The organism is Nocardia asteroides, from assembly GCF_900637185.1.
In the GTDB taxonomy this organism is placed as follows: domain Bacteria; phylum Actinomycetota; class Actinomycetes; order Mycobacteriales; family Mycobacteriaceae; genus Nocardia; species Nocardia asteroides.
Genome location: NZ_LR134352.1, coordinates 227939 through 247073 on the forward strand (window position 1 = coordinate 227939; position 19135 = coordinate 247073).

The 19135-nt window shown below is 70.7% G+C and carries 19 protein-coding genes; 9 read left to right on the plus strand and 10 right to left on the minus strand.

What is annotated here, in order from left to right; genetic code table 11:
• The first annotated feature begins 123 nt into the window (after positions 1 to 123).
• Entirely contained in the window at positions 124 to 921 is a 798-nt protein-coding gene (locus EL493_RS01195) for a DUF6585 family protein (RefSeq protein ID WP_126405508.1), read from the plus strand.
• 13 nt (positions 922 to 934) lie between these two features.
• Here the strand turns inward: EL493_RS01195 and EL493_RS01200 are convergent, their stop codons facing one another.
• The 4 genes from EL493_RS01200 to EL493_RS01220 all read right to left on the minus strand — a co-directional run bounded on the left by EL493_RS01200 (position 935) and on the right by EL493_RS01220 (position 4337).
• The gene (locus EL493_RS01200) at positions 935 to 1201 is read right to left on the minus strand and encodes a type II toxin-antitoxin system PemK/MazF family toxin (RefSeq protein ID WP_232017268.1); all 267 of its coding nucleotides are present in this window, start codon (positions 1199 to 1201) and stop codon (positions 935 to 937) included.
• Positions 1202 to 1269: 68 nt separating this feature from the next.
• Positions 1270 to 1629 carry a hypothetical protein gene (locus EL493_RS32650; RefSeq protein WP_022566134.1) on the minus strand — a complete coding sequence of 120 codons (360 nt, stop codon included), beginning with the start codon at positions 1627 to 1629 and terminating at the stop codon, positions 1270 to 1272.
• 108 nt (positions 1630 to 1737) lie between these two features.
• A complete protein-coding gene (gene groL, locus EL493_RS01210; protein ID WP_022566133.1) occupies positions 1738 to 3360 on the minus strand; it encodes a chaperonin GroEL in 1623 nt (540 codons plus the stop codon).
• Positions 3361 to 3605: 245 nt separating this feature from the next.
• Positions 3606 to 4337 (minus strand): Clp protease N-terminal domain-containing protein, encoded by a 732-nt coding sequence (locus tag EL493_RS01220; RefSeq protein ID WP_019049615.1) that lies wholly within the window; start codon positions 4335 to 4337, stop codon positions 3606 to 3608.
• Positions 4338 to 4411: 74 nt separating this feature from the next.
• On the opposite strand from EL493_RS01220, the gene EL493_RS01225 reads away from it, so the two are divergent.
• Entirely contained in the window at positions 4412 to 5704 is a 1293-nt protein-coding gene (locus EL493_RS01225) for a hypothetical protein (protein WP_022566132.1), read from the plus strand.
• 27 nt (positions 5705 to 5731) lie between these two features.
• Here EL493_RS01225 and EL493_RS01230 read toward each other — a convergent pair whose 3' ends face one another.
• From EL493_RS01230 to EL493_RS01250, 5 genes are all read right to left on the minus strand, one after another.
• Positions 5732 to 6820, minus strand: a complete 1089-nt coding sequence (locus tag EL493_RS01230; protein ID WP_019049617.1) for an NAD(P)/FAD-dependent oxidoreductase — start codon at positions 6818 to 6820, stop codon at positions 5732 to 5734.
• 82 nt (positions 6821 to 6902) lie between these two features.
• Positions 6903 to 7790: an RNA polymerase sigma-70 factor gene (locus EL493_RS01235; protein WP_019049618.1), complete on the minus strand. Its 888-nt coding sequence runs from the start codon at positions 7788 to 7790 to the stop codon at positions 6903 to 6905.
• A gap of 93 nt (positions 7791 to 7883) precedes the next feature.
• Positions 7884 to 8759 (minus strand): CDP-alcohol phosphatidyltransferase family protein, encoded by an 876-nt coding sequence (locus EL493_RS01240; protein WP_019049619.1) that lies wholly within the window; start codon positions 8757 to 8759, stop codon positions 7884 to 7886.
• Positions 8756 to 9469 (minus strand): phosphatidylserine decarboxylase, encoded by a 714-nt coding sequence (locus tag EL493_RS01245; RefSeq protein WP_019049620.1) that lies wholly within the window; start codon positions 9467 to 9469, stop codon positions 8756 to 8758. The genes EL493_RS01240 and EL493_RS01245 overlap by 4 nt, the downstream gene beginning before the upstream one ends.
• A gap of 77 nt (positions 9470 to 9546) precedes the next feature.
• Positions 9547 to 9819, minus strand: coding sequence for a GlsB/YeaQ/YmgE family stress response membrane protein (locus tag EL493_RS01250; RefSeq protein WP_019049621.1), 273 nt, complete (start codon positions 9817 to 9819; stop codon positions 9547 to 9549).
• Positions 9820 to 10058: 239 nt separating this feature from the next.
• Here EL493_RS01250 and EL493_RS01255 point away from each other — a divergent pair, with 239 nt between their 5' ends.
• The 5 genes from EL493_RS01255 (at position 10059) to EL493_RS01275 (ending at position 15003) form a co-directional block, all read left to right on the plus strand.
• A complete protein-coding gene (locus tag EL493_RS01255; protein WP_022566131.1) occupies positions 10059 to 11087 on the plus strand; it encodes a beta-ketoacyl-ACP synthase III in 1029 nt (342 codons plus the stop codon).
• 189 nt (positions 11088 to 11276) lie between these two features.
• Positions 11277 to 11456 (plus strand): hypothetical protein, encoded by a 180-nt coding sequence (locus EL493_RS01260; protein ID WP_019049623.1) that lies wholly within the window; start codon positions 11277 to 11279, stop codon positions 11454 to 11456.
• Between the two features lie 47 nt (positions 11457 to 11503).
• Positions 11504 to 13171 (plus strand): FAD-dependent oxidoreductase, encoded by a 1668-nt coding sequence (locus EL493_RS01265; RefSeq protein ID WP_022566130.1) that lies wholly within the window; start codon positions 11504 to 11506, stop codon positions 13169 to 13171.
• Positions 13172 to 13180: 9 nt separating this feature from the next.
• Positions 13181 to 14650, plus strand: a complete 1470-nt coding sequence (locus EL493_RS01270) for an ATP-binding protein (protein WP_019049625.1) — start codon at positions 13181 to 13183, stop codon at positions 14648 to 14650.
• A complete protein-coding gene (locus tag EL493_RS01275; protein WP_019049626.1) occupies positions 14650 to 15003 on the plus strand; it encodes a UBP-type zinc finger domain-containing protein in 354 nt (117 codons plus the stop codon). The genes EL493_RS01270 and EL493_RS01275 overlap by 1 nt, the downstream gene beginning before the upstream one ends.
• A 1-nt stretch (position 15004) precedes the next feature.
• On the opposite strand, the gene EL493_RS01280 is transcribed toward EL493_RS01275, so the two are convergent.
• Positions 15005 to 15391 carry a hypothetical protein gene (locus tag EL493_RS01280; RefSeq protein ID WP_022566129.1) on the minus strand — a complete coding sequence of 129 codons (387 nt, stop codon included), beginning with the start codon at positions 15389 to 15391 and terminating at the stop codon, positions 15005 to 15007.
• 136 nt (positions 15392 to 15527) lie between these two features.
• Between EL493_RS01280 and EL493_RS01285 the strand changes: the two genes are divergently transcribed.
• Complete coding sequence (locus EL493_RS01285; protein ID WP_019049628.1) at positions 15528 to 17729, plus strand: AAA family ATPase; 2202 nt, start codon at positions 15528 to 15530, stop codon at positions 17727 to 17729.
• Between the two features lie 67 nt (positions 17730 to 17796).
• Positions 17797 to 19074, plus strand: a complete 1278-nt coding sequence (locus EL493_RS01290; protein ID WP_019049629.1) for a hypothetical protein — start codon at positions 17797 to 17799, stop codon at positions 19072 to 19074.
• The last annotated feature ends 61 nt before the right edge of the window (positions 19075 to 19135 follow it).

Below are 19135 nucleotides of genomic sequence, written 5' to 3' on the forward strand. Positions count from 1 at the left end.
ACGTCCAGCGGGGTTCACACCGTCGAGCAGCCTGTTTCCGGGGTCTACCAGACCATTGAGTGGCGGTAATCGGCCTCGTCGCATACGCTTCGCCGCGGATGAAAACGCCTCATGGAGGGACGAGTGACCACTCCGAGCAGTCCGGAGGACGTGACCGAGGTCCGGCACAAGGTGCCGTTGACCCAGCTGATACACCTGATGTCGGAGTATCAGCAGCTCGGCGCGCACCGTGACACCTTCCTCGCCACCCCCGCCGACGACACCTTCGTGCGCGGCTGCGGAATCATCGCGGGCACCCTCGCCACCATCGGCGTGATCTGCGCGGCCGTCGGCGCCTGGCCGGGCGGCGTCGCGCTGCTGGCACTGGCCGCCGTTCCCGTGCTCCTGGCGTTCCGGCGCGGAATCCTCAACCGGCAGAACCGCGCCGCCCGCATCGACCTGTTCGACCACGGCGTCACCGTCTACCGGTCCGGGCAGCGCGTGGCCGGATTCCGCTGGGACAACACCGAAGTCCGCCAGCACACCATCCCGTTCCATGACACCAACCTGGTGTCCTACTACCTGGACCTCAGTGCCCCCGGCACTGCGGCCAGCATCGACGAGGAAGGCTTCGCCCGCGCCCGCGAATGGGCTCGCGCCATCCAATCCGCCGTCACCACAACCCAACTCCCCGCCGCCGTCACCGCCATCGACAACGGTGACACCGTCACCTTCGGCGACCTCGGCCTCTCCCTCGACGCCCTCACCTTCCACGCCGAATCCTTCCCCTGGGAAGACATCCAGCTCATCGACGCCCGCAGCGGCCACCTCCGCATCAAACTCGCGGGCACCTGGCGCACCCTCGCCCCCGTCGGCACCATCCCCAACTTCTACATCTTCAACGAACTCGCCGAGAGGCTGCGATTGACCCCGGTGGGGTGAGCTCGCTGGAAGATCAGGGTTGGAGGCCGAGGATCAGCCGAACCGAACTTTCCACCCGGCGTAGTTCGACTGGCGCAAGGACCCCGAGCTTTCGCCGCAGGCGCGGCTTGGCCACGGTGTGCAGGTCTGCGCAATTCACGTACGACTCTTCGTATTTGGTCAACCCGGAATCAGGACCGACCGGAACATGAGTCACCTCGGGACCGGAGGTCCCGGTGATCAGTACCACCGTTACCGCGGCCAAGGGTTCGGCGATCCGGTTGACCGTGAGGACGACCACGGGATGTGGCCCCACTGGCTGCGGCAGCGCACAAGACCAGACCTCACCCCGGAGAGCCGTACCGGCGCTCACCACTGCATCTCGTCCACGGCCGCTAGCTCGTCGTCGGTCGGTTCGGCGACGCCCTCCGGCAGCGGAGCGTGCCGGTCGTCGTAGAACGCGCGGATTTCTTCGGCGGCGTCGACCTCCGCGGCTTCCCTGGCGAGCAACCGCAGTCCCTCGCGCAGCGCATCCGAGGTCGAGCCGAGATCAAGGGTCCGCATCACCTTCTGGAGTGCGAGCACTTCGTCGGCTCGTAGCCGCACCTGCGCCAGACGGCTGGGGCCGAGCGCGGGCACAGGCTCGCGGCTGGAGCCGCTCTTCTTCCTGACCGCCCGCTTACGGCCGGTCCCGGAGGCCGGATCCCCAGCTTGTCTTACAGATGTCATACGCCCAGTGTGGTGCGGCCATCCGATCCGGTCAAGCTATGCCGAAGGCCGGCCCACCGAATGGTGGACCGGCCTTCGTGACTTGCGGGTACTACTGATCCGAGGGGATCAGAAGTCCATGCCGCCCATGCCACCGGTCGGGTCGCCCGCGGGGGCGGCCTTCTCCGGCTTGTCGGCGACGACGGCCTCGGTGGTGAGGAACAGGGCCGCGATGGAGGCCGCGTTCTGCAGGGCCGAACGGGTGACCTTGACCGGGTCGGCAACGCCGGCGGCCAGCAGGTTCTCGTACACGCCGGAGTCGGCGTTGAGGCCCTCGCCCGCGGGGAGGTTCGAGACCTTCTCCGCGACGACGCCGGGCTCGAGGCCGGCGTTGAAGGCGATCTGCTTCAGCGGGGCCGACAGCGCGACGCGCACGATGTTGGCACCGGTGGCCTCGTCACCCGACAGGGCCAGCGCGTCCAGCGCGGGAGCGGCCTGCAGCAGGGCGACGCCACCACCGGCGACGATGCCCTCTTCGACGGCAGCCTTCGCGTTGCGGACGGCGTCCTCGATGCGGTGCTTGCGCTCCTTGAGCTCGACCTCGGTGGCGGCACCGGCCTTGATCACCGCGACACCACCGGCCAGCTTGGCCAGGCGCTCCTGCAGCTTCTCACGGTCGTAGTCCGAGTCCGAGTTCTCGATCTCGGTGCGGATCTGCGCCACGCGGCCCGCGATGGCGTCGGCGTCGCCGGCACCCTCGACGATGGTGGTCTCGTCCTTGGTGACGACGACCTTGCGCGCCTGGCCCAGCAGCTCCAGACCGGCGGTCTCCAGGGAGAGGCCGACCTCTTCGCTGATGACCTCGCCACCGGTGAGGATGGCGATGTCGGCGAGCTGCGCCTTGCGGCGGTCACCGAAGCCGGGCGCCTTGACGGCGACGGACTTGAAGGTGCCACGGATCTTGTTCACGACCAGGGTCGACAGGGCCTCGCCCTCGACGTCCTCGGCGATGATCAGCAGCGGCTTGCCGGCCTGGATGACCTTCTCCAGCAGCGGCAGCAGGTCCTTGACGGTCGAGATCTTCGACGACACCAGCAGCAGGTACGGGTCCTCGAGGACCGCTTCCTGACGCTCGGGGTCGGTCACGAAGTAACCGGAGATGTAGCCCTTGTCGAAGCGCATGCCCTCGGTGAGCTCCAGCTGGAGACCGAAGGTGTTGCTCTCCTCGACGGTGATGACGCCTTCCTTGCCGACCTTGTCCATGGCCTCGGCGATGAGCTCACCGATGGACGCGTCGCCGGCCGAGATACCGGCGGTAGCGGCGATCTGCTCCTTGGTCTCGACCTCCTTGGCGGTGTCGAGCAGGGCGGCGGTGACGGCCTCGACGGCCTTCTCGATGCCGCGCTTCAGGCCCAGCGGGTTGGCGCCGGCCGCGACGTTGCGCAGGCCCTCACGCACGAGCGCCTGGGCGAGCACGGTGGCGGTGGTGGTGCCGTCGCCCGCGACGTCGTCGGTCTTCTTGGCGACTTCCTTGACCAGCTCGGCGCCGATCTTCTCGTACGGGTCCTCGAGGTCGATCTCCTTGGCGATGGACACACCATCGTTGGTGATCGTGGGGGCGCCCCACTTCTTCTCGAGCACGACGTTGCGACCCTTCGGGCCCAGCGTCACCTTGACAGCGTCGGCGAGGGCGTTCAGACCCCGCTCGAGACCGCGACGGGCCTCTTCGTCGTACGCAATTGTCTTGGCCATTGCGTTGAGATCCTCCACATGTCTATGGCTGACACACGAGACGACCACAGGTTGGATCGCCCCAAAGTACGCTGGCCAGGTGCGGTGCCCGCGACGGACGACCGAGGGTGTCGATGGAACCCGATCTCACCGTCCCGACCTGGCACTCAACAGACGTGAGTGCCAAAGCCATTTTTAGCACTCGGGTAGTGAGAGTGCAAGGTCGCACCCGGCAACAGCGGATCGCACCGGGCGCGACCCGGCGCTCAGGACTCGTCCTCGGCGGCGGCCAGGAACTGGTTCAGCAGCTCGACGAGCTCGGCCTCTACCACAGCCTTGTCCAGACCGAGGTCGCTGAGCACGCCCGTGCCGTTCTCCTGCTCGAGCAGCGCCAGCAGGATGTGTTCGGTGCCGATGTAGTTGTGGCCGAGGCGCAGCGCCTCCCGAAACGTCAGTTCCAGGACCTTCTTCGTGTCGCCGTCGAACGGGATGAGGGCGGGGATGTCACCGTCGGCGGCGGGCAGCGCGGCGGTCGCGGCCGCGCGCACCGCGTCCAGCGACACTCCCCTGGCGACGATCTCCCGGGCGGCCAGACCCTCCGGCTGGCCGATCAGGCCGAGGATCAGGTGCCCGAGCGAGATCTGGCCGTTCCCGGCGGTGCGGGCCGCCTCCTGGGAGCCGACGACCACCTGCCGGGCGCGGTCGGTGAACTTGGCGAAGCCGGCCTGCGGGTCCATGGCCGCGGCGTCGCCGGGCTGCTTGGGCACGAACCGCTTCTGCGCGGCCTGCTTGGTGACGCCCATGCTGGCGCCGATATCGGTCCAGGAGGCGCCGGAGCGGCGGGCCTGGTCGACGAAGTGGCCGATCAGGTGATCGGCGACCTCACTCATGTGACCGGCGACGACCACGGCGTCGGAGAGCTGGTCGAGGGGGTTGTCGGGGCGGGCCTTCTTGATGCCGTCGATGAGATCGTCGAGGCGGACGTTCGGAGTGCTCATGGCGTCAACTGTAGGTTGACGTTTTCCGATCGTCAACCACTGGTTGACGATCGATCGGTGGCAGGATGTTCCCCATGGGGAGATTTCGGGGCGGGGGCCGCTGGGCGCTGCGCATCGTGGGGATAGCCGTGACATTGGCCTGTGTGCTGGCGACGAGCCGGTTCCTGTGGCCGCAACCGGGGGTCGACGCGCAGCCGGGGTCCACCGAGCGGCAGCTGTCGTTCCTCCGGTCCGCGCTCGACGACGGCGCCGATATCGCGGCGCAGGGCCAGTTTCCGGAGGGGCACTTCTTCCTGAACGCGCTGTACGGCATCGCGTGGGTACAGGCGGCACACGGCGACCCCCGGCTGCGCGCGAGCGCACTGCGCGAATCCCGGTGGGCGCTGGATCGATTGGAGTCCGAGACCGGGCGAGCCGTGTTCAGCCCGGCCCTGCGGCCCGCCTACGGCATCTTCTGGGCGGGCTGGAGCAACTGGCTGCGCGGGGCGATCCTGACGCTGGACGCGACCGATTCCGCCGAGGTGCGGCGGTTCTCGGAACTCAGCGCGGAGATCGCGCTGGCGTTCGAGGCGTCGCCGACACCGTTCCTGCAGGCCTATCGCGGGCAGGCGTGGCCGGTGGACTCCACCGTCGCGGTGGCCTCGCTGCGTCTGCACGACCGGGTGCTCGGCGCCCGCTTCGGCGCGGTCACCGACCGGTGGCTCACCGCGGTGCGCGCGCACCTCGATCCGGCCACCGGGCTGCTGCCCCACGAGGTCACCCCGGACGGCACCCAGCTCGACGGTGCCCGGGCCACCTCGCAGGCGGTGATCCAGCGCTTCCTGCCCGAGATCGACACCGCCTTCGCCGCGGAGCAGTACGGCCACTACCGCGAGCGATTCCTCGCCTACCCCGGCGGATTCGGCCCGGCGCTGCGGGAGTTCCCGCACGGGACGGACGGGGTGGGCGATGTGGATTCGGGGCCGCTGGTGGCCGGAATCAGCCTGTCCGCCACCGTCGTCGGGCTCGGCGCGGCCCGGGTACACGGCGACCGGGAACTGGCCGCCGCGCTCGGCGCCGAAGGGGAACTGCTCGGCATGCCGGTGAACCTGCCCGGATCCAAGCGGTACGCGTTCGGGGCCGTGCCGATCGGGGACGCGTTCGTGGTGTGGTCGTCGACGGCCCGGCTCCTGGTCGGGGAGCCGGGCGTCGCCGACGGCGGCGTGCGCTGGTGGTGGCGGTTGCCGTGGTTGCTGGTGCTCGGGCTGATCGCTGTCGGCCCGTGGATCGGGCGACTCGCCGCCGTGCTCCGGCGCGACCGTGTGGCGCCGACCGGCTCAGGCGACCGGCCGGAAGACGCTGGGCCACAACGACTCACGAAGCGGTAGCGGGACTTGGCCCGGCCCGGGCCCCGCTCAGCGCAGCCCGGCAGTGCGGCCCGCGATGCGCACGATGTTCTCTTTGATCCAGGCGCCGGTGCGTCCACGCACGACCCGCTTTCCCGGGGTGTCGTCGGCATTGAGGACCTGGATCACCGCGTCGCGGCGGCCCAGGCTGATGCACTGGAGGTGATAGCGGAAGGTCATCGGCTTCGGTTCGGTGCCGCGCGCCCGCGTCACGATCACCCGGGCGACGTAGGAACCGGCGGGCAGGGCTGTCGCGCAGGCCATCCGGAGCGGGCGGTCACCGGGACCGTCGATCAGCGCGGCATCGCCCGCGGCGTAGATGTCGGGGTGCGAGATCGAGCGCAGGGTCTCGTCGGTGCGGATGCGGCCCCGCTCGTCGACCGCGAGGCCGGCGCGGCGGGCCAGGTCGGGCACGGTGAAGCCGGCGGTCCAGACGACGGCCGCCGCGGGCACCACGGTGCCGTCGACCAGGCGGACCCCGTCGGGCAGCACCTCGGCCACCTTCACCCCGGACCGGATCTCGACGCCGAGCCCGGTGAGCGTGGCGCGGATGTGCTCGGCGGCGCGGGCGGACAGCCATCCGCCCGGCTCCTCCGAGCCGAGCAGCGTCACGGTCGAATCCGGCTGCGACTCGGCCAGTTCCGCGGCCAGCTCGATGCCGGTCGAGCCGGCGCCGACCACGACCACCGGACCCGCGGGCAGGGCGTGCACGTCCTCGGGGGTGGCCACCGAGTGCGCGTACTCGGCGACGCCGGGCACGCTGGTCCGATCGGCGGCGCTGCCGAGGGCGTAGACGAGGGTGTCGTAGCCGACCGTCCGCCCGTCGTCGAGCCGCACCCGCTTGATCTCCGGGTCCAGCTCGGTGACCCGCGCGCGCACGAATTCGACGCCCTTGCGCTCCAGCAGTTCCCGCAGGTCCCACCGGCCGACCCGCTGACCCGCCGCCACCTGGTGCAGACGCACCCGCTCGACGAACTCCGCGCGGGTATCGATCACCGTGATCGCGCTGTCGCGCGCCTTGCCCGCCAGGTGGCGGGCCGCGGCGAGACCCGCGTATCCCGCGCCGAGGACGACGATTCGCTGCTGCTGCCCGGTCATGGTGTGGCTCCTCTCGACAATGCCGACACCATCCAGACCCGGCAGCCCCCGATTTCCTGACAGTCCGCCGCAGTGATCCGGGTCACGCCTCGGTGGCGACGAGAAAGCCCAGCTTGTCGGGGTTGACGACGATGTGGATCGCGTCGACCAGACCGTCGGCGTCGAGGTCGAAAAGCATGACCGAGCTCGCGACCACCCCGTCGGCGCGCACCACCAGCGCGGGTTCGCCGTTGATCTCGTCGACGGAGAACGAGCTCGCCGGGGTGAGGAACTTGGTCAGGCCGAGCAGGTAGCGCGCCACCAGGTCGCCGCCGTGCACCGGGCGGCGGGCCGCGGTGACCTTGCCGCCGCCGTCGGCCGTGGACACCACGTCGTCGGCGAGCAGCGCGCGCAGGGCGGTGACGTCACCGGTCGCGGCGGCGAGCAGGAACCGGTCGATGAGGTCGCGGGCATGCGCGGCGGGCACCGTGAAGCGCTGCTTGCCGGTGCGGACCCGCGCGCTCGCGCGATGCAGGATCTGCTGGGAGTTGGCCTCGGTGAGGTCGAGCATGGCCGCGATGTCGGCGTGCGGGTAGCCGAACGCCTCGCGCAGGACGAAGACCGCGCGCTCGACGGGGTTGAGCCGTTCCAGCGCGGTCAGCAGGGCCAGCGAGACCGATTCGCGCGCCTCGACCGTCTCCAGCGGGCCCAGCGCGCCCGCGCCGGTCGGGACGGGTTCGGGCAGCCACGGCCCCACGTAGGTCTCCCGGCGGGCGCGCGCCGAGACCAGCGCCGAGCGGCACAGGTTCACCGTCACGGTGGTGAGCCAGGCCTCGGGGTTGCCGATCTGGGCGCGGTCGGCGTCGGCCCAGCGCAGGTAGGTGTCCTGTACCGCGTCCTCGGCCTCGCTCGCGGCGCCGAACATCCGGTAGGCCAGCGCGAACAATCGCGGCCGGTGGATCAGGAACTCGGCGACGCCGTCGGATTCCACTGAGTGCCCCCTCGCACGCTGCTGTCGTGCCGCAACGCTACCGCCGTGGCCGGGGCGTCTCGCCGGGGGACCACCGCCCCCGGCGAGACTCGATCAGCTGTCGTCGCGCGGGCGACGCAGGCGCAGCCGGGCCGAACCGCGGATGGCGGGACGGCGGATCGCGGGCATCCTGCGCTGGGCCCGCCGCTGCGCGCGACGCTCGGCGGGCTTGTGCTGCCAGGTCTCCGGGCGGGCGGCGACCCAGCGGGCCGAACGCCAGGCGAACGGGATGTGCGCCAGGTACAGGCCGACCAGGATCAGCAGCAGCACGATCGGGTAGGTCACCAGCAGCGCGGCGGCCAGCGCGACGAGGACGAGCAGTCCGGCGGCCGCCTGCGGGGCCACCGAGACCGACTTCATCGCCAGCGTCGGGATGGTGCTCACGCACAGCAGGGCCGCGAAGACCGTCCAGGCCGCGACGAAGGTGAAGCTGTCCCACCAGCCGTCGCCGAACTGCACCTTGAGCGCGATCGGGACCAGCGCGATCAGCGCGCCCGCCGGGGCGGGCACGCCGACGAAGTACTCGCGCGCCCAGTTGGGGCGGGAGTCGTCGTCGAGCAGGGTGTTGAACCGGGCCAGGCGCAGCACCAGGCTCACCGCGTACAGCAGGGCCACGATCCAGCCCGCGCTGTAGCCGTCGAGCAGGGTCACGTACAGGACCAGCGCGGGCGCGACGCCGAAGGAGATCGCGTCCGAGAGCGAGTCCAGTTCGGCGCCCATCTTGCTGGTCGCGTCGAGCATCCTGGCCAGGCGACCGTCCAGGGTGTCGAGCACGGCGGCGGCGCCGACCATGGCCAGGGCCACGTCGAGTTCCCCGTCGAGACCGAACTTCACCGCGGACAGGCCTGCACACAGCGCGAGGATCGTGACGATGCTCGGCAGCAGCCGCACCGAGCGGGGACGCTTGCGGCGGGCGGCCTGTTCGATCATCCCAGCACAGCCAGGACGGTTTCGGCTCCGATCGTGCGCTGGCCGGGCTCGACCAGCAGTTCGGTGCCGACCGGGAAGTACGTGTCGACCCGGGAGCCGAAACGGATCAGGCCGTAGGTGTCACCGATGGTGAGCGAGTCGCCGACGCGGGCGTCGCAGACGATGCGGCGGGCCAGCAGACCGGCGATCTGCACGACCACGACCTGCTGACCCGCGGCGGTGTCGATGACCATGCTGTTGCGCTCGTTGGCGTCGCTGGCTTCGGGAAGGTCGGCGGAGAGGAACTGGCCGGGCTGGTGCAGCACCTCGCGCACGGTGCCGGACACCGGGACGCGCTGCACATGCACGTCGAGCACGGACAGGAAGATGCTGACGCGCGGCAGCGGCTGATCACCGAGGCCGAGTTCGGCAGGCGGCACCGCGGTGTCGACGAGCGCGATCTCACCGTCGGCGGGCGCGACGACGATGCCGGGCCGGTTCGGCGGCACCCGGTGCGGGTGCCGGAAGAAGGCGGCGCAGGCGGCGGCGGCACCGAGACCGGCGCGGCGCACCCATTTGTTCCGTCCGCCGATGACCGCTACCGCCAGCGGCGCCGCGACGAACGGCAGGCCTGCGGGGTGTAGCGGCGGAACAGCGGCCCGCACCAGATCGACCATGTGGCCGACGGCGGTGGTGTCGGGCGTGCCGGGCGGAGTGGGGCGGCGTGCCACTGGCTCCCTCTTTCGTGGTGTGACGACAACGCGAGCGTTCACACCTTACGCCGAACCCCGCCCCCTCCACCCGGTGCTCAGTGCGCTGCTTTACGCCCTGTGAACAGCTTCACCAGGTACAGCAGGACACAGGCGCCCGCCAGACAGGTGAAGAAACTGAAGATCCAGCCCGCGCCCTCGACGTCCACGCCGAACAGGCTGAGGATGAATCCGCCGAGCAAGCCGCCGACGATTCCGACGACGATATTGAGCAGGATGCCCTGCTGCGCGTCGGTCTTCATGAACTTGCTCGCAATCCAACCGGCGAGGCCGCCGATGATGATCCAACTGATAATCCCGAGTCCAAGCATGGTGTCCTCGTTCCCTCGATGGGTCGGCGAGCAATCGCCTTGTCTCCAAGGTATACCCCGGACCAGTTGTGACATAAGACACGACGAGACCGGTCCGAGCCGTTAATATGAGGGGGCCTCATGTCTGCCCGTTCACATGTTGTCCACGCGGGGGTCATGGGCGATGAGCGACGGATTTCGATGCTTCGGGTACACCCAGCGGTGCAACCGCAGGTTGACAGGTACAGAGGAGACGCAACATGGCTGCTCGAATCGCCCAGACGACTGGGGCTGAGCACACCGCGATTCTCGGCTTGGGCGTCTATCGCCCCGCCCGGGTCGTCACCAACGACGAGGTCGCCGGGCCGATCGACTCGAGCGACGAGTGGATCCGCACCCGATCCGGCATCAAGACCAGGCGCTTCGCCTCCGCCGACGAAACCATCCAGAGCATGAGCGTGGCGGCCGCCAAGGGCGCGCTGGCCTCCGCGGGCGTGGCCGCCGACCAGGTCGACTGCGTCCTCGTCGCGACCTCGACGCACCTGCTGCTCACCCCGGCCATCGGGCCGCAGATCGCCACCGAACTCGACATGACCGGCGCCGCCGCCTTCGACATCTCGGCGGGCTGCGCCGGGTTCTGTCACGCGCTGGCGATGGCCTCGGACCTGGTGCGGGCGGGCACCTCGAAGAACGTGCTGGTGATCGGGGTGGAGAAGCTCACCGACACCGTCGACTTCACCGACCGCTCCACGGCGTTCCTGTTCGCCGACGGCGCGGGCGCGGTGATCGTGGGCCCGGCGCCCGAACAGGGCATCGGCCCGACCGTCTGGGGCTCGGACGGCACCCAGCACCACGCCATCCGGCAGAACAAGGACTGGATGGAGTTCTTCGCCGAGATCGAGGAGAAGGGCACCGACGCGGTCCGCCCCTACCTCGCGATGGAGGGCACCGCGGTGTTCCGCTGGGCGGCGCACTCGCTGGAGAAGGTCTGCCGCGACGCGATCGACCGGGCCGGCCTGACCACCGACGAGCTGGACGCGATGATCCCGCACCAGGCCAACGGCCGGATCATCGAAATCATGGCCAGGGTGCTCAAGCTGCCGGAGCACTGCGCGCTGGCCAACGACATCGAGGAAGCCGGCAACACCTCGGCGGCATCGATCCCGCTGGCCATGGAGGCCCTCCTACGTAAGGGCGAGTCGAAGCCGGGCGACACCGCCCTGCTGATCGCCTTCGGCGCCGGACTGTCCTACGCCGCACAGGTTGTCACGCTGCCCAACTGGCAGTAGATCCGGCAGCAACCCCGCCCACCGCCTCGGCGACCCGCTCCGCGCAGGCCGTCGAGCGGTGGGCTCGCCGTGTCCACGGTGTCCCAGTTGCACCAACTCGGACATGCTGGCAAACTCTTCGCTATCGCCGCAGCTGATCGACGATGCTCAGCCACCAGCGTTCCCGTCGTCAACCCGAGGTGATCGGCCGTGAAACTGCGCTCCTTCCTGCCACGCAGGCACATCAACGACGTCCCGCTGCTGCCGACGATCGAGCCGGACGACAGCTCCGCGCTGCGCGCCGCGCTCACCCGCCGCAAACGCGACGAACGCCTCGAACGCCTGCTGACCCCCAGCGAACTCGACCTGGTGCTGCACAACCAGCTCTGACCACGCACCGCGCCACCGGCACCGCCGAAGAGGGGATACTTCTTCAGGTGAGCACTCCAGCGGTAACCAAACCGGCCATCCTGAGCGTTGACGACGACCCCGGTGTCTCCCGGGCGGTGGTGCGCGACCTGCGCCGCCGCTACGGCGCGGACTACCGGATTCTGCGGGCCGAATCGGGGCAGCAGGCGCTCGAGGCGCTGCGGGAGATGAAACTGCGCGGCCAGCCGGTCGCGGTGCTGATCGCCGACTACCGCATGCCGGGCATGGACGGCATCGAATTCCTGGAGCAGGCCATGGACCTGCACCCCTACGCCCGCCGGGTCCTGCTGACCGCCTACGCCGACACCAACGCCGCGATCGACGCGATCAACGTCATCGACCTCGACCACTACCTGCTCAAGCCGTGGGATCCGCCGGAGGAGAAGCTCTACCCGGTCCTCGACGGCCTGCTCGACGCCTGGCGCAGCGCCGAACAGCGGCCGGTGCACGAGACCAAGGTGGTGGGCGATCGATGGTCGCCGCGCTCCTCGCAGGTGCGCGAGTTCCTGGCGCGCAACCAGTTGCCCTACCGCTGGTACCCCGTCGACGAACCCGAGGGCGCCCGGCTGCTCGAGGCCGCGGGCGCCGATCCGCTGACCTGTCCGGTGGTGATCACCGCCGCGGGCACCGCGCTGATCCAGCCCAGCGACAGTGAACTGGCCGAGAACGTGGGACTCACCGTGCAGCCCAGCGGCGACTTCTACGACCTGATCGTGGTCGGCGGTGGCCCGGCCGGGCTCGGCGCCGCGGTGTACGGCGCGTCCGAGGGCCTGCGCACCGTGCTGGTCGAGCGCACCGCCACCGGCGGGCAGGCCGGGCAGAGCTCCCGGATCGAGAACTACCTCGGCTTCCCGGACGGCCTGTCCGGCGCGCAGCTGGCCGACCGGGCCCGGCGCCAGGCCGCCAAGTTCGGCGCCGAGATCATCACCACCCGCGATGTCGTCGGGCTCGAGGTCAACGGTTCGGCGCGCACGGTGCGTTTCGCCGACGGCGGCTCGCTCTGCGCGCACACCGTGCTCATCGCGACCGGTGTGGACTACCGGCGTCATCCCGCGCCGGGCGTCGACGAGTTCACCGGCCGCGGCGTGTACTACGGCTCGGCGATGACCGAGGCGGCCGAATGCGCCGAGCAGGACGTCTACATCGTCGGCGGCGCCAACTCGGCCGGGCAGGCGGCGGTGTTCCTGTCCCGCAACGCCCGGCGCGTGCACATCGTGGTGCGCGGCGACGCGCTGGAGAAGTCGATGTCGCACTACCTGATCCAGCAGATCGCGCAGATCCCGAACATCGTCGTGCACACCGAGACCGAGGTGGTCGGCGTCGACGGCGACGATCACCTGGAACGGATCGTGCTGCGCGACAACCGCACCGGCACCGAGGACAAGGTCGACGCGCAGCGGCTGTTCCTGTTCATCGGCGCCGCGCCGCAGACCGGCTGGCTCGACGGGGTCGTCACCAGGGACGCGGCGGGCTACGTGGTGGCCGGTCCCGACCTGATGATCGACGGCGCCCGCCCGCCCGGCTGGGAGCTGCCGCGACCGCCGCACCACCTCGAGACCAGCGTCCCCGGGGTGTTCGTGGCGGGCGACGTGCACGCGGAGTCGGCCAAGCGGGTCGCCTCGGCGGTCGGCGAGGGCGCGATGGCCGTCATGCTGGTCCACCGGTATCTGGCGTAGGAGAAGGCGATGTCCGAGAGCATGCTGATCTGCGACCCGAACGAACTGCGCACGCTGTTCCTGTTCGAGAAACTCGACGACGACCAGCTGGCCCAGCTGTGCGAGGCGGGCCGGATCGAGTACATCGAGCCGGGCCCGGTGTATCGCGAGGGCGAGCCGGCCACCTGCTTCTACGTGCTGATCGACGGCGAGGTACGGCTGACCAAGCTGTCCGGCGGCATCGAGATCGAGATCAACCGCACCGACCATCGCGGCGTGTACGCGGGCGCGTGGATGGCCTACCTCGGCGACAAGGTCAGCCAGGACTACCCGGGCTCGATGTACGTGCAGCGCCGCTCGCGGTTCCTGGTGCTGGCGGCCGCCGACTTCGCGCGGATGGTCAAGGAATGGTTCCCGATGGCGGTGCACCTGCTCGAGGGCGCCTTCTACGGCGGGCAGAAGTCGAGTCAACGGATCGCGGAACGCGAACGGCTGCTCGCGCTGGGCTCGCTGTCGGCCGGGCTCACCCACGAGCTCAACAATCCGGCGGCCGCCGCCGTCCGGGCCACCGCGGGCCTGCGCGAGCGGGTCGCGGGGATGCGGCACAAGCTCAAGATGATGGCCACCGGCAAGTTCCCGCCCGAGGCCCTGGTGCATCTGATCGACCTGCAGGAACAGGCGGCCGAGCAGGTCGCCAAGGCGCCGGAGCTGTCCCCGCTGGAGGCCGCCGACCGGGAGGACACGCTCGCCGACTGGTTCGACGAGCACGGCATCGCCGACGGCTGGAACCTGGCGCCCACCTTCGTGCAGGCCGGGCTCGACATCGACTGGCTCGAGGGCGTGCACGCCACCCTGGAGTCGTGCCAGGCGCAGGTCTTCGAGGGCGCGATCCGCTGGCTGAACTACACCATCGAGACCGAGCTGCTGATGAACGAGGTCGCCGACTCGACCACCCGGATCTCCTCGCTGGTGGGGGCGGCCAAGCAGTACTCGCAGATGGATCGCGCGCCCTACCAGGTGGTGGACCTGCACGAGCTGCTCGATTCCACCCTGGTGATGCTCAACCGCAAGCTGGGCGACGGCGTCCAGGTGGTCAAGGACTACGACCGGTCGCTGCCGCAGGTCCCCTGCTTCGCGGCCGAGCTCAACCAGGTGTGGACCAATCTCATCGACAACGCCGTCTACGCCATGGACGGCGCGGGCACCTTGACGGTGCGCACGTATCAGGAGAACGATTGCGCCGTCGTCGAGATCGGCGACACCGGCCGCGGGATCCCGCCCGAGGCCAAGGGCCGCATCTTCGAGCCGTTCTTCACCACCAAGCCGGTCGGTGAGGGCACGGGACTGGGCCTCGACATCTCGTTCCGCATCGTGGTCAACAAGCACAACGGCGACATCCGGGTCGAATCCGAGCCGGGCGACACCCGTTTCATCGTCCGGCTGCCGCTGCACCCGCAGTCCGGCGACGACAGCACACCGTCGAACACAGGAGATCAGTGATGTCTGAAGAGTTCGAAGGAATCGATCCGAGCGTGCCGCCAAGCGGTGCCGGGTGCGCCGAATGCGACGCCGCGCACGGCTGGTGGGTGCATCTGCGGCGGTGCGCCGAGTGCGGGCACGTGGGCTGCTGTGACAGCTCACCCAGCCAGCACGCGTCCAAGCACTTCGCCTCGACCGGGCACCCGTTCATGCAGAGCTACGAACCCGGCGAGGACTGGTTCTACAACTTCACCACCAGCGAGATGTACAGCGGCGGCCCCGAGCTCGCGGCGCCGACCAGCCACCCGATCGATCAGTCCGTGCCGGGACCGGCCGACCGGGTGCCCGCGAACTGGCAGTCACTGGTGCACTGAGCTAGGGCGTGATCCCGGCGGCCTCGGCGACGGTCTTGTCGGCGTTGCCCGGCGCGAGGCAGACCAGCTTCGCGGTGCCGAGGGCGACGTTCGGGCTGCCCTCGAAGGGGCTGCCGGGGTTGGCCGCCAGGATCTGGTCGATGGCCTGCTTCTCGCCGTCGCCGTCGAGTTCCTTGAACTGCGCGCAGGTCATGGACGCGGAGGCGGCGGCCTTCGGCGTGGTCGGCGCCCCGGAGGCGGGCTTGGTGGTGGTGGCGCTCGCGCTGACGCTGGAGGTCGGCGTGCCCTTGCGCAGCCCGCTGGCGTCGGCGGCGTCGTCGGAACCGCATCCGGCCACCGTCAGGCACAACGCCCCGGCAGCCAGGACGACGAGGGAGATTCGATTCATCTGCAGCTTTCCCCGGTGGATCGCGGCGCCGGCACCTCCGGCGCGTCCGGTGCAGCGTACCGGCTGCGACCTTGCGATCGGCCAAACGTTCCCTTGATCACCGAGCGGATTCACCCGGACACGGCAGAATGGCACGGTGGCTGAACTCTCGCTGACCGCTCGGCTCAATCCCTCGGCGGCCGACGCCAGGCGCGGGGTGGTGCGCCTGCATCCCGAGACGCTCACCGCGCTGGGCCTGCGCGAATGGGACGGCATCGCGCTGACCGGCGCGCGCCGGACCGCGGCGGTGGTGGCCAAGGCCCCCGCGGGCACGCCGCCGGGGGTGGCGCTGCTCGACGACGTGACGCTGTCGAACGTGGGGCTGCGGGAGAACGCGGCGGTGACCGTCGCGCCGGTGACGGTGTACGGGGCCAAGCAGATCTCGCTGAGCGGATCGGCGCAGGCCACCGCGAGCATCCCGGCGGCCACCCTGCGCCAGGCGCTGCTGGGCAAGGTGGTGACGGTCGGCGACACCGTCTCACTGCTGCCCCGCGATCTCGGCCCCGACATCAGCTCGGCGGCGGCGACGCAGGCGCTGTCGCGGACCTTCGGCATCGCCTGGACCACCGAGCTGCTCACCGTCACCGCCATCGAGCCGATGCCGGGACCGGTGAGCGTGCAACCCAATTCGGCCGTCGGCTGGGGTCGCGGGCCCGCCGCGATCATGCACGCGGTGGAACGCGACGCCGACGACCAGAACGGCATTCCGGCGAACGTGGTGTCGGTGAGCTCGGGCAGCGCGCCCATCCAGCTCGAGGACCTGGCCGGCGTACAGAGCCAGGCGGCCAAGCTGGCCGAATGGCTGAGCCTGGCCCTGGACGAGCCCGAACTGCTGAAGACCCTCGGCGCGCCCGCTCATCTCGGCGTACTCGTCACCGGGCCCGCGGGCGTCGGGAAGACGACGCTGGCCAAGGCGGTGGCCGCGCCGCGGCCGGTGGTGGAGCTGGACGGGCCCAGTGTCGGTGCGATGGAGAGCGGTTCGCGGCTGCGCGAGGTGGCCGAGGCGGTCGGTGACGTGGCCGCGGGCCGCGGCGGCATCCTGCTGATCACCGACATCGACGCCCTGCTGCCGGTGGACGCGGAACCGGTCGCCACGCTGATCCTGGATCAGCTGCGCGCGGCCATGCGCTCACCCTGCGTCGCCCTGCTGGCCACCACCGCCCATCCGGCACAGGTGGATTCGCGGCTGCGCGCCCCCGACCTGTGCGATCGCGAACTCGCGCTGCCGCTGCCGACCGCGCTGGTCCGGCGCGCGCTGCTGGAACAGCTGCTGCGCAAGGTGCCCGCGGGCCCGCTCGACCTGGACGCGGTCGCCGCGCGCACACCGGGTTTCGTCGTCGCCGACCTGGCGGCGCTGTGCCGGGAGGCCGCGGTGCGGGCGGCGGGGCGGGCCAGCCGCGACCAGACCGAGCCCGAGCTGACCCAGGAGGATCTGATCGGGGCGCTGGAGGTCATCCGGCCGCTGTCCCGGTCGGGGACCGAGGAATTGGCCATCGGCTCGCTCGACCTGGACGACGTCGGCGACATGGTGGAGACCAAACAGGCCCTCACCGAGGCGGTGCTGTGGCCGCTGCGCCACCCCGACTCCTTCGCCCGGCTCGGCATCGATCCACCGCGCGGCGTGCTGCTCTACGGTCCGCCCGGCTGCGGCAAGACCTTCCTCGTGCGGGCGCTGGCCGGCACCGGCCAGCTCAGTGTGCACGCGGTGAAAGGCGCCGAGCTGATGGACAAGTGGGTCGGCTCGTCCGAGCGCGCGGTCCGCGAACTGTTCCAGCGCGCCCGAGACTCCGCGCCCTCGCTGATCTTCCTCGACGAGGTCGACGCGCTGGCCCCGCGCCGCGGCCAGAGCAGCGACTCCGGGGTGTCCGACCGGGTGGTCGCCGCGCTGCTCACCGAACTCGACGGGGTGGAGCCGCTGCGTGACGTGGTGGTCCTCGGCGCCACCAACCGGCCCGAGCTGATCGATCCGGCGCTGCTGCGTCCCGGCCGGCTGGACCGGCTGGTGTTCGTGCCGCCGCCCGACGGCCCCGCCCGGCTCGACATCCTGCGCACCGCGGGCCGCTCGGTACCGCTGGCCGACGACGTCGACCTGGCCGCGCTGGCCGAGGATCTCGACGGCTACTCCGCCGCCGACTGCGCCGCGCTGCTGCGCGAGGCGGCGCTGTCGGCGCTGCGCCGCGACATGGCCGCGGCCGACGTCACCGCCGCCGACGTGGCCACCGCGCGGACGACCGTGCGGCCCTCGCTCGACCCCGCACAGGTCGAATCGCTGCGCCGCTACGCCGAGAGCCGCGCCTGAGGCCCGAACGCGCCGTCCACCGATCGACATCCCGGTCGCGGCGGGTGCGCCCCGGTATCGTCGAACAGTGCCCAAGATCGGGGATGGTCTGGACGCGGTCACGGCGTTCGCCGGGGCCGCGGCGGCGGGGATGTCGCTGTTCCTGCCCTTCTCCTTCGGCGCCGACTCCACGATCGAGTCGCCCTACCGGGTCACCAGCCTGATCAACAGCGTGCCGCGCGCGGCCGCACTCGGCCTCATCGTCGCCGTGGTCGTCGCGGTGCTGGCCCGGCCGATCACCCGGCCCGGTCTGGTCTGGCTGGCCGCGACGGCGGGGGCGGTGGCCTCGGCGATCAACTACCTCATCGGGCAGACGATGACCTCGGCCGACGTGCTCACCACCCAGAACTACATCGACTCGCTGTGCGGTGGCGTGCTGTTCGGCGCGCTCGGCATCTGCGCCTGGCGGATGCGCTGGTCGGCGGTGGGGTTCGCGCTGGGTGTGGTGGTGGTGTTCGTCTACGGCGAGATCGTCGCGGTGTTCACCTCGAACGCGCCCGCCACCGCCGACAAGGCGGTGCACACCCCGTTCTGGCTGGTCGGCGCCGCGGTGCTGCTGCTGGCCGTGAACACGGTGCGCCACCGCCACGGCATCATGCTGCCCGCGGTGCCGCGGCTGGCCGCCGACCTGCCGATCAGCCCGATCATCGCCGCCACCGTGCTGTCGCTGTCGCTGCTGCTGGCCACCGAATGGCTGGGCCGCGAGTTCGACGGGCGGCGGGGCAACTCCTGGCAGATCGCGCTGGCAGTGGTGGTCACCGTGGTCGCGGCGTTCGCGGCGGCCTTGCTGCTGCCCGACCGCGACGGCACCGGTGTGCTCGTAGCGGTGAGTGTGGCCGCAGCGGCCGACTCGCTCGCCGACGCGCCGAGCCTGGGCTGGAATCTGCTGCTCGTCCTCGTGCTCGGGGCGGCCGCGGTGCTCGCGGGGCTGCGCTGGGGCACGCCGTGGGTCGCGTTGCTCGGCGCCGCCGCGCTGTGCGCGTTCGCGATGGTCGCCGACCGATTCCCGTGGGCGTTCGCCTGGCCGCTCGGGGTGTTGCTGCTGTCGGTGGTCAGCGGATTCGCGGCCGGGTCGACGCGGGTCGGCTACCTGCCCAGCGCGGTACTCGGGCTGGGCGCCCTGTTCCTGCCCACCATCCTGTGGGCCATCCCGACCGAACGACGACACTGGCCCACCGGCTCGACATCGGTCGACGCCGACACCCCGGGCTGGGTCGCGCTCAGCCTCACCGTCGGCGCCGCCGGCGCGCTGACCCTGCTGTACCGGATCCGTTCCGGCACCCCGAAACCGGTCACCGAGCAATAGCCACCCACCCCGCGACATGGCCGACGCGACACCCCGGCTACCCGGAAACCCGCCGTCGTCG

Bases quoted from the DNA above. Each gene is read 5' to 3' on its own strand.
- EL493_RS01240 (WP_019049619.1), bottom strand. From the start codon at position 8,759: ATGATCGAACAGGCCGCCCGCCGCAAGCGTCCCCGCTCGGTGCGGCTG.
- EL493_RS01250 (WP_019049621.1), bottom strand. From the start codon at position 9,819: ATGCTTGGACTCGGGATTATCAGTTGGATCATCATCGGCGGCCTCGCC.
- groL (WP_022566133.1), bottom strand. From the start codon at position 3,360: ATGGCCAAGACAATTGCGTACGACGAAGAGGCCCGTCGCGGTCTCGAG.
- EL493_RS01230 (WP_019049617.1), bottom strand. From the start codon at position 6,820: ATGACCGGGCAGCAGCAGCGAATCGTCGTCCTCGGCGCGGGATACGCG.
- EL493_RS01225 (WP_022566132.1), top strand. From the start codon at position 4,412: ATGGGGAGATTTCGGGGCGGGGGCCGCTGGGCGCTGCGCATCGTGGGG.
- EL493_RS01280 (WP_022566129.1), bottom strand. From the start codon at position 15,391: ATGAATCGAATCTCCCTCGTCGTCCTGGCTGCCGGGGCGTTGTGCCTG.
- EL493_RS32650 (WP_022566134.1), bottom strand. From the start codon at position 1,629: ATGACATCTGTAAGACAAGCTGGGGATCCGGCCTCCGGGACCGGCCGT.
- EL493_RS01270 (WP_019049625.1), top strand. From the start codon at position 13,181: ATGTCCGAGAGCATGCTGATCTGCGACCCGAACGAACTGCGCACGCTG.
- EL493_RS01255 (WP_022566131.1), top strand. From the start codon at position 10,059: ATGGCTGCTCGAATCGCCCAGACGACTGGGGCTGAGCACACCGCGATT.
- EL493_RS01220 (WP_019049615.1), bottom strand. From the start codon at position 4,337: ATGAGCACTCCGAACGTCCGCCTCGACGATCTCATCGACGGCATCAAG.
- EL493_RS01275 (WP_019049626.1), top strand. From the start codon at position 14,650: ATGTCTGAAGAGTTCGAAGGAATCGATCCGAGCGTGCCGCCAAGCGGT.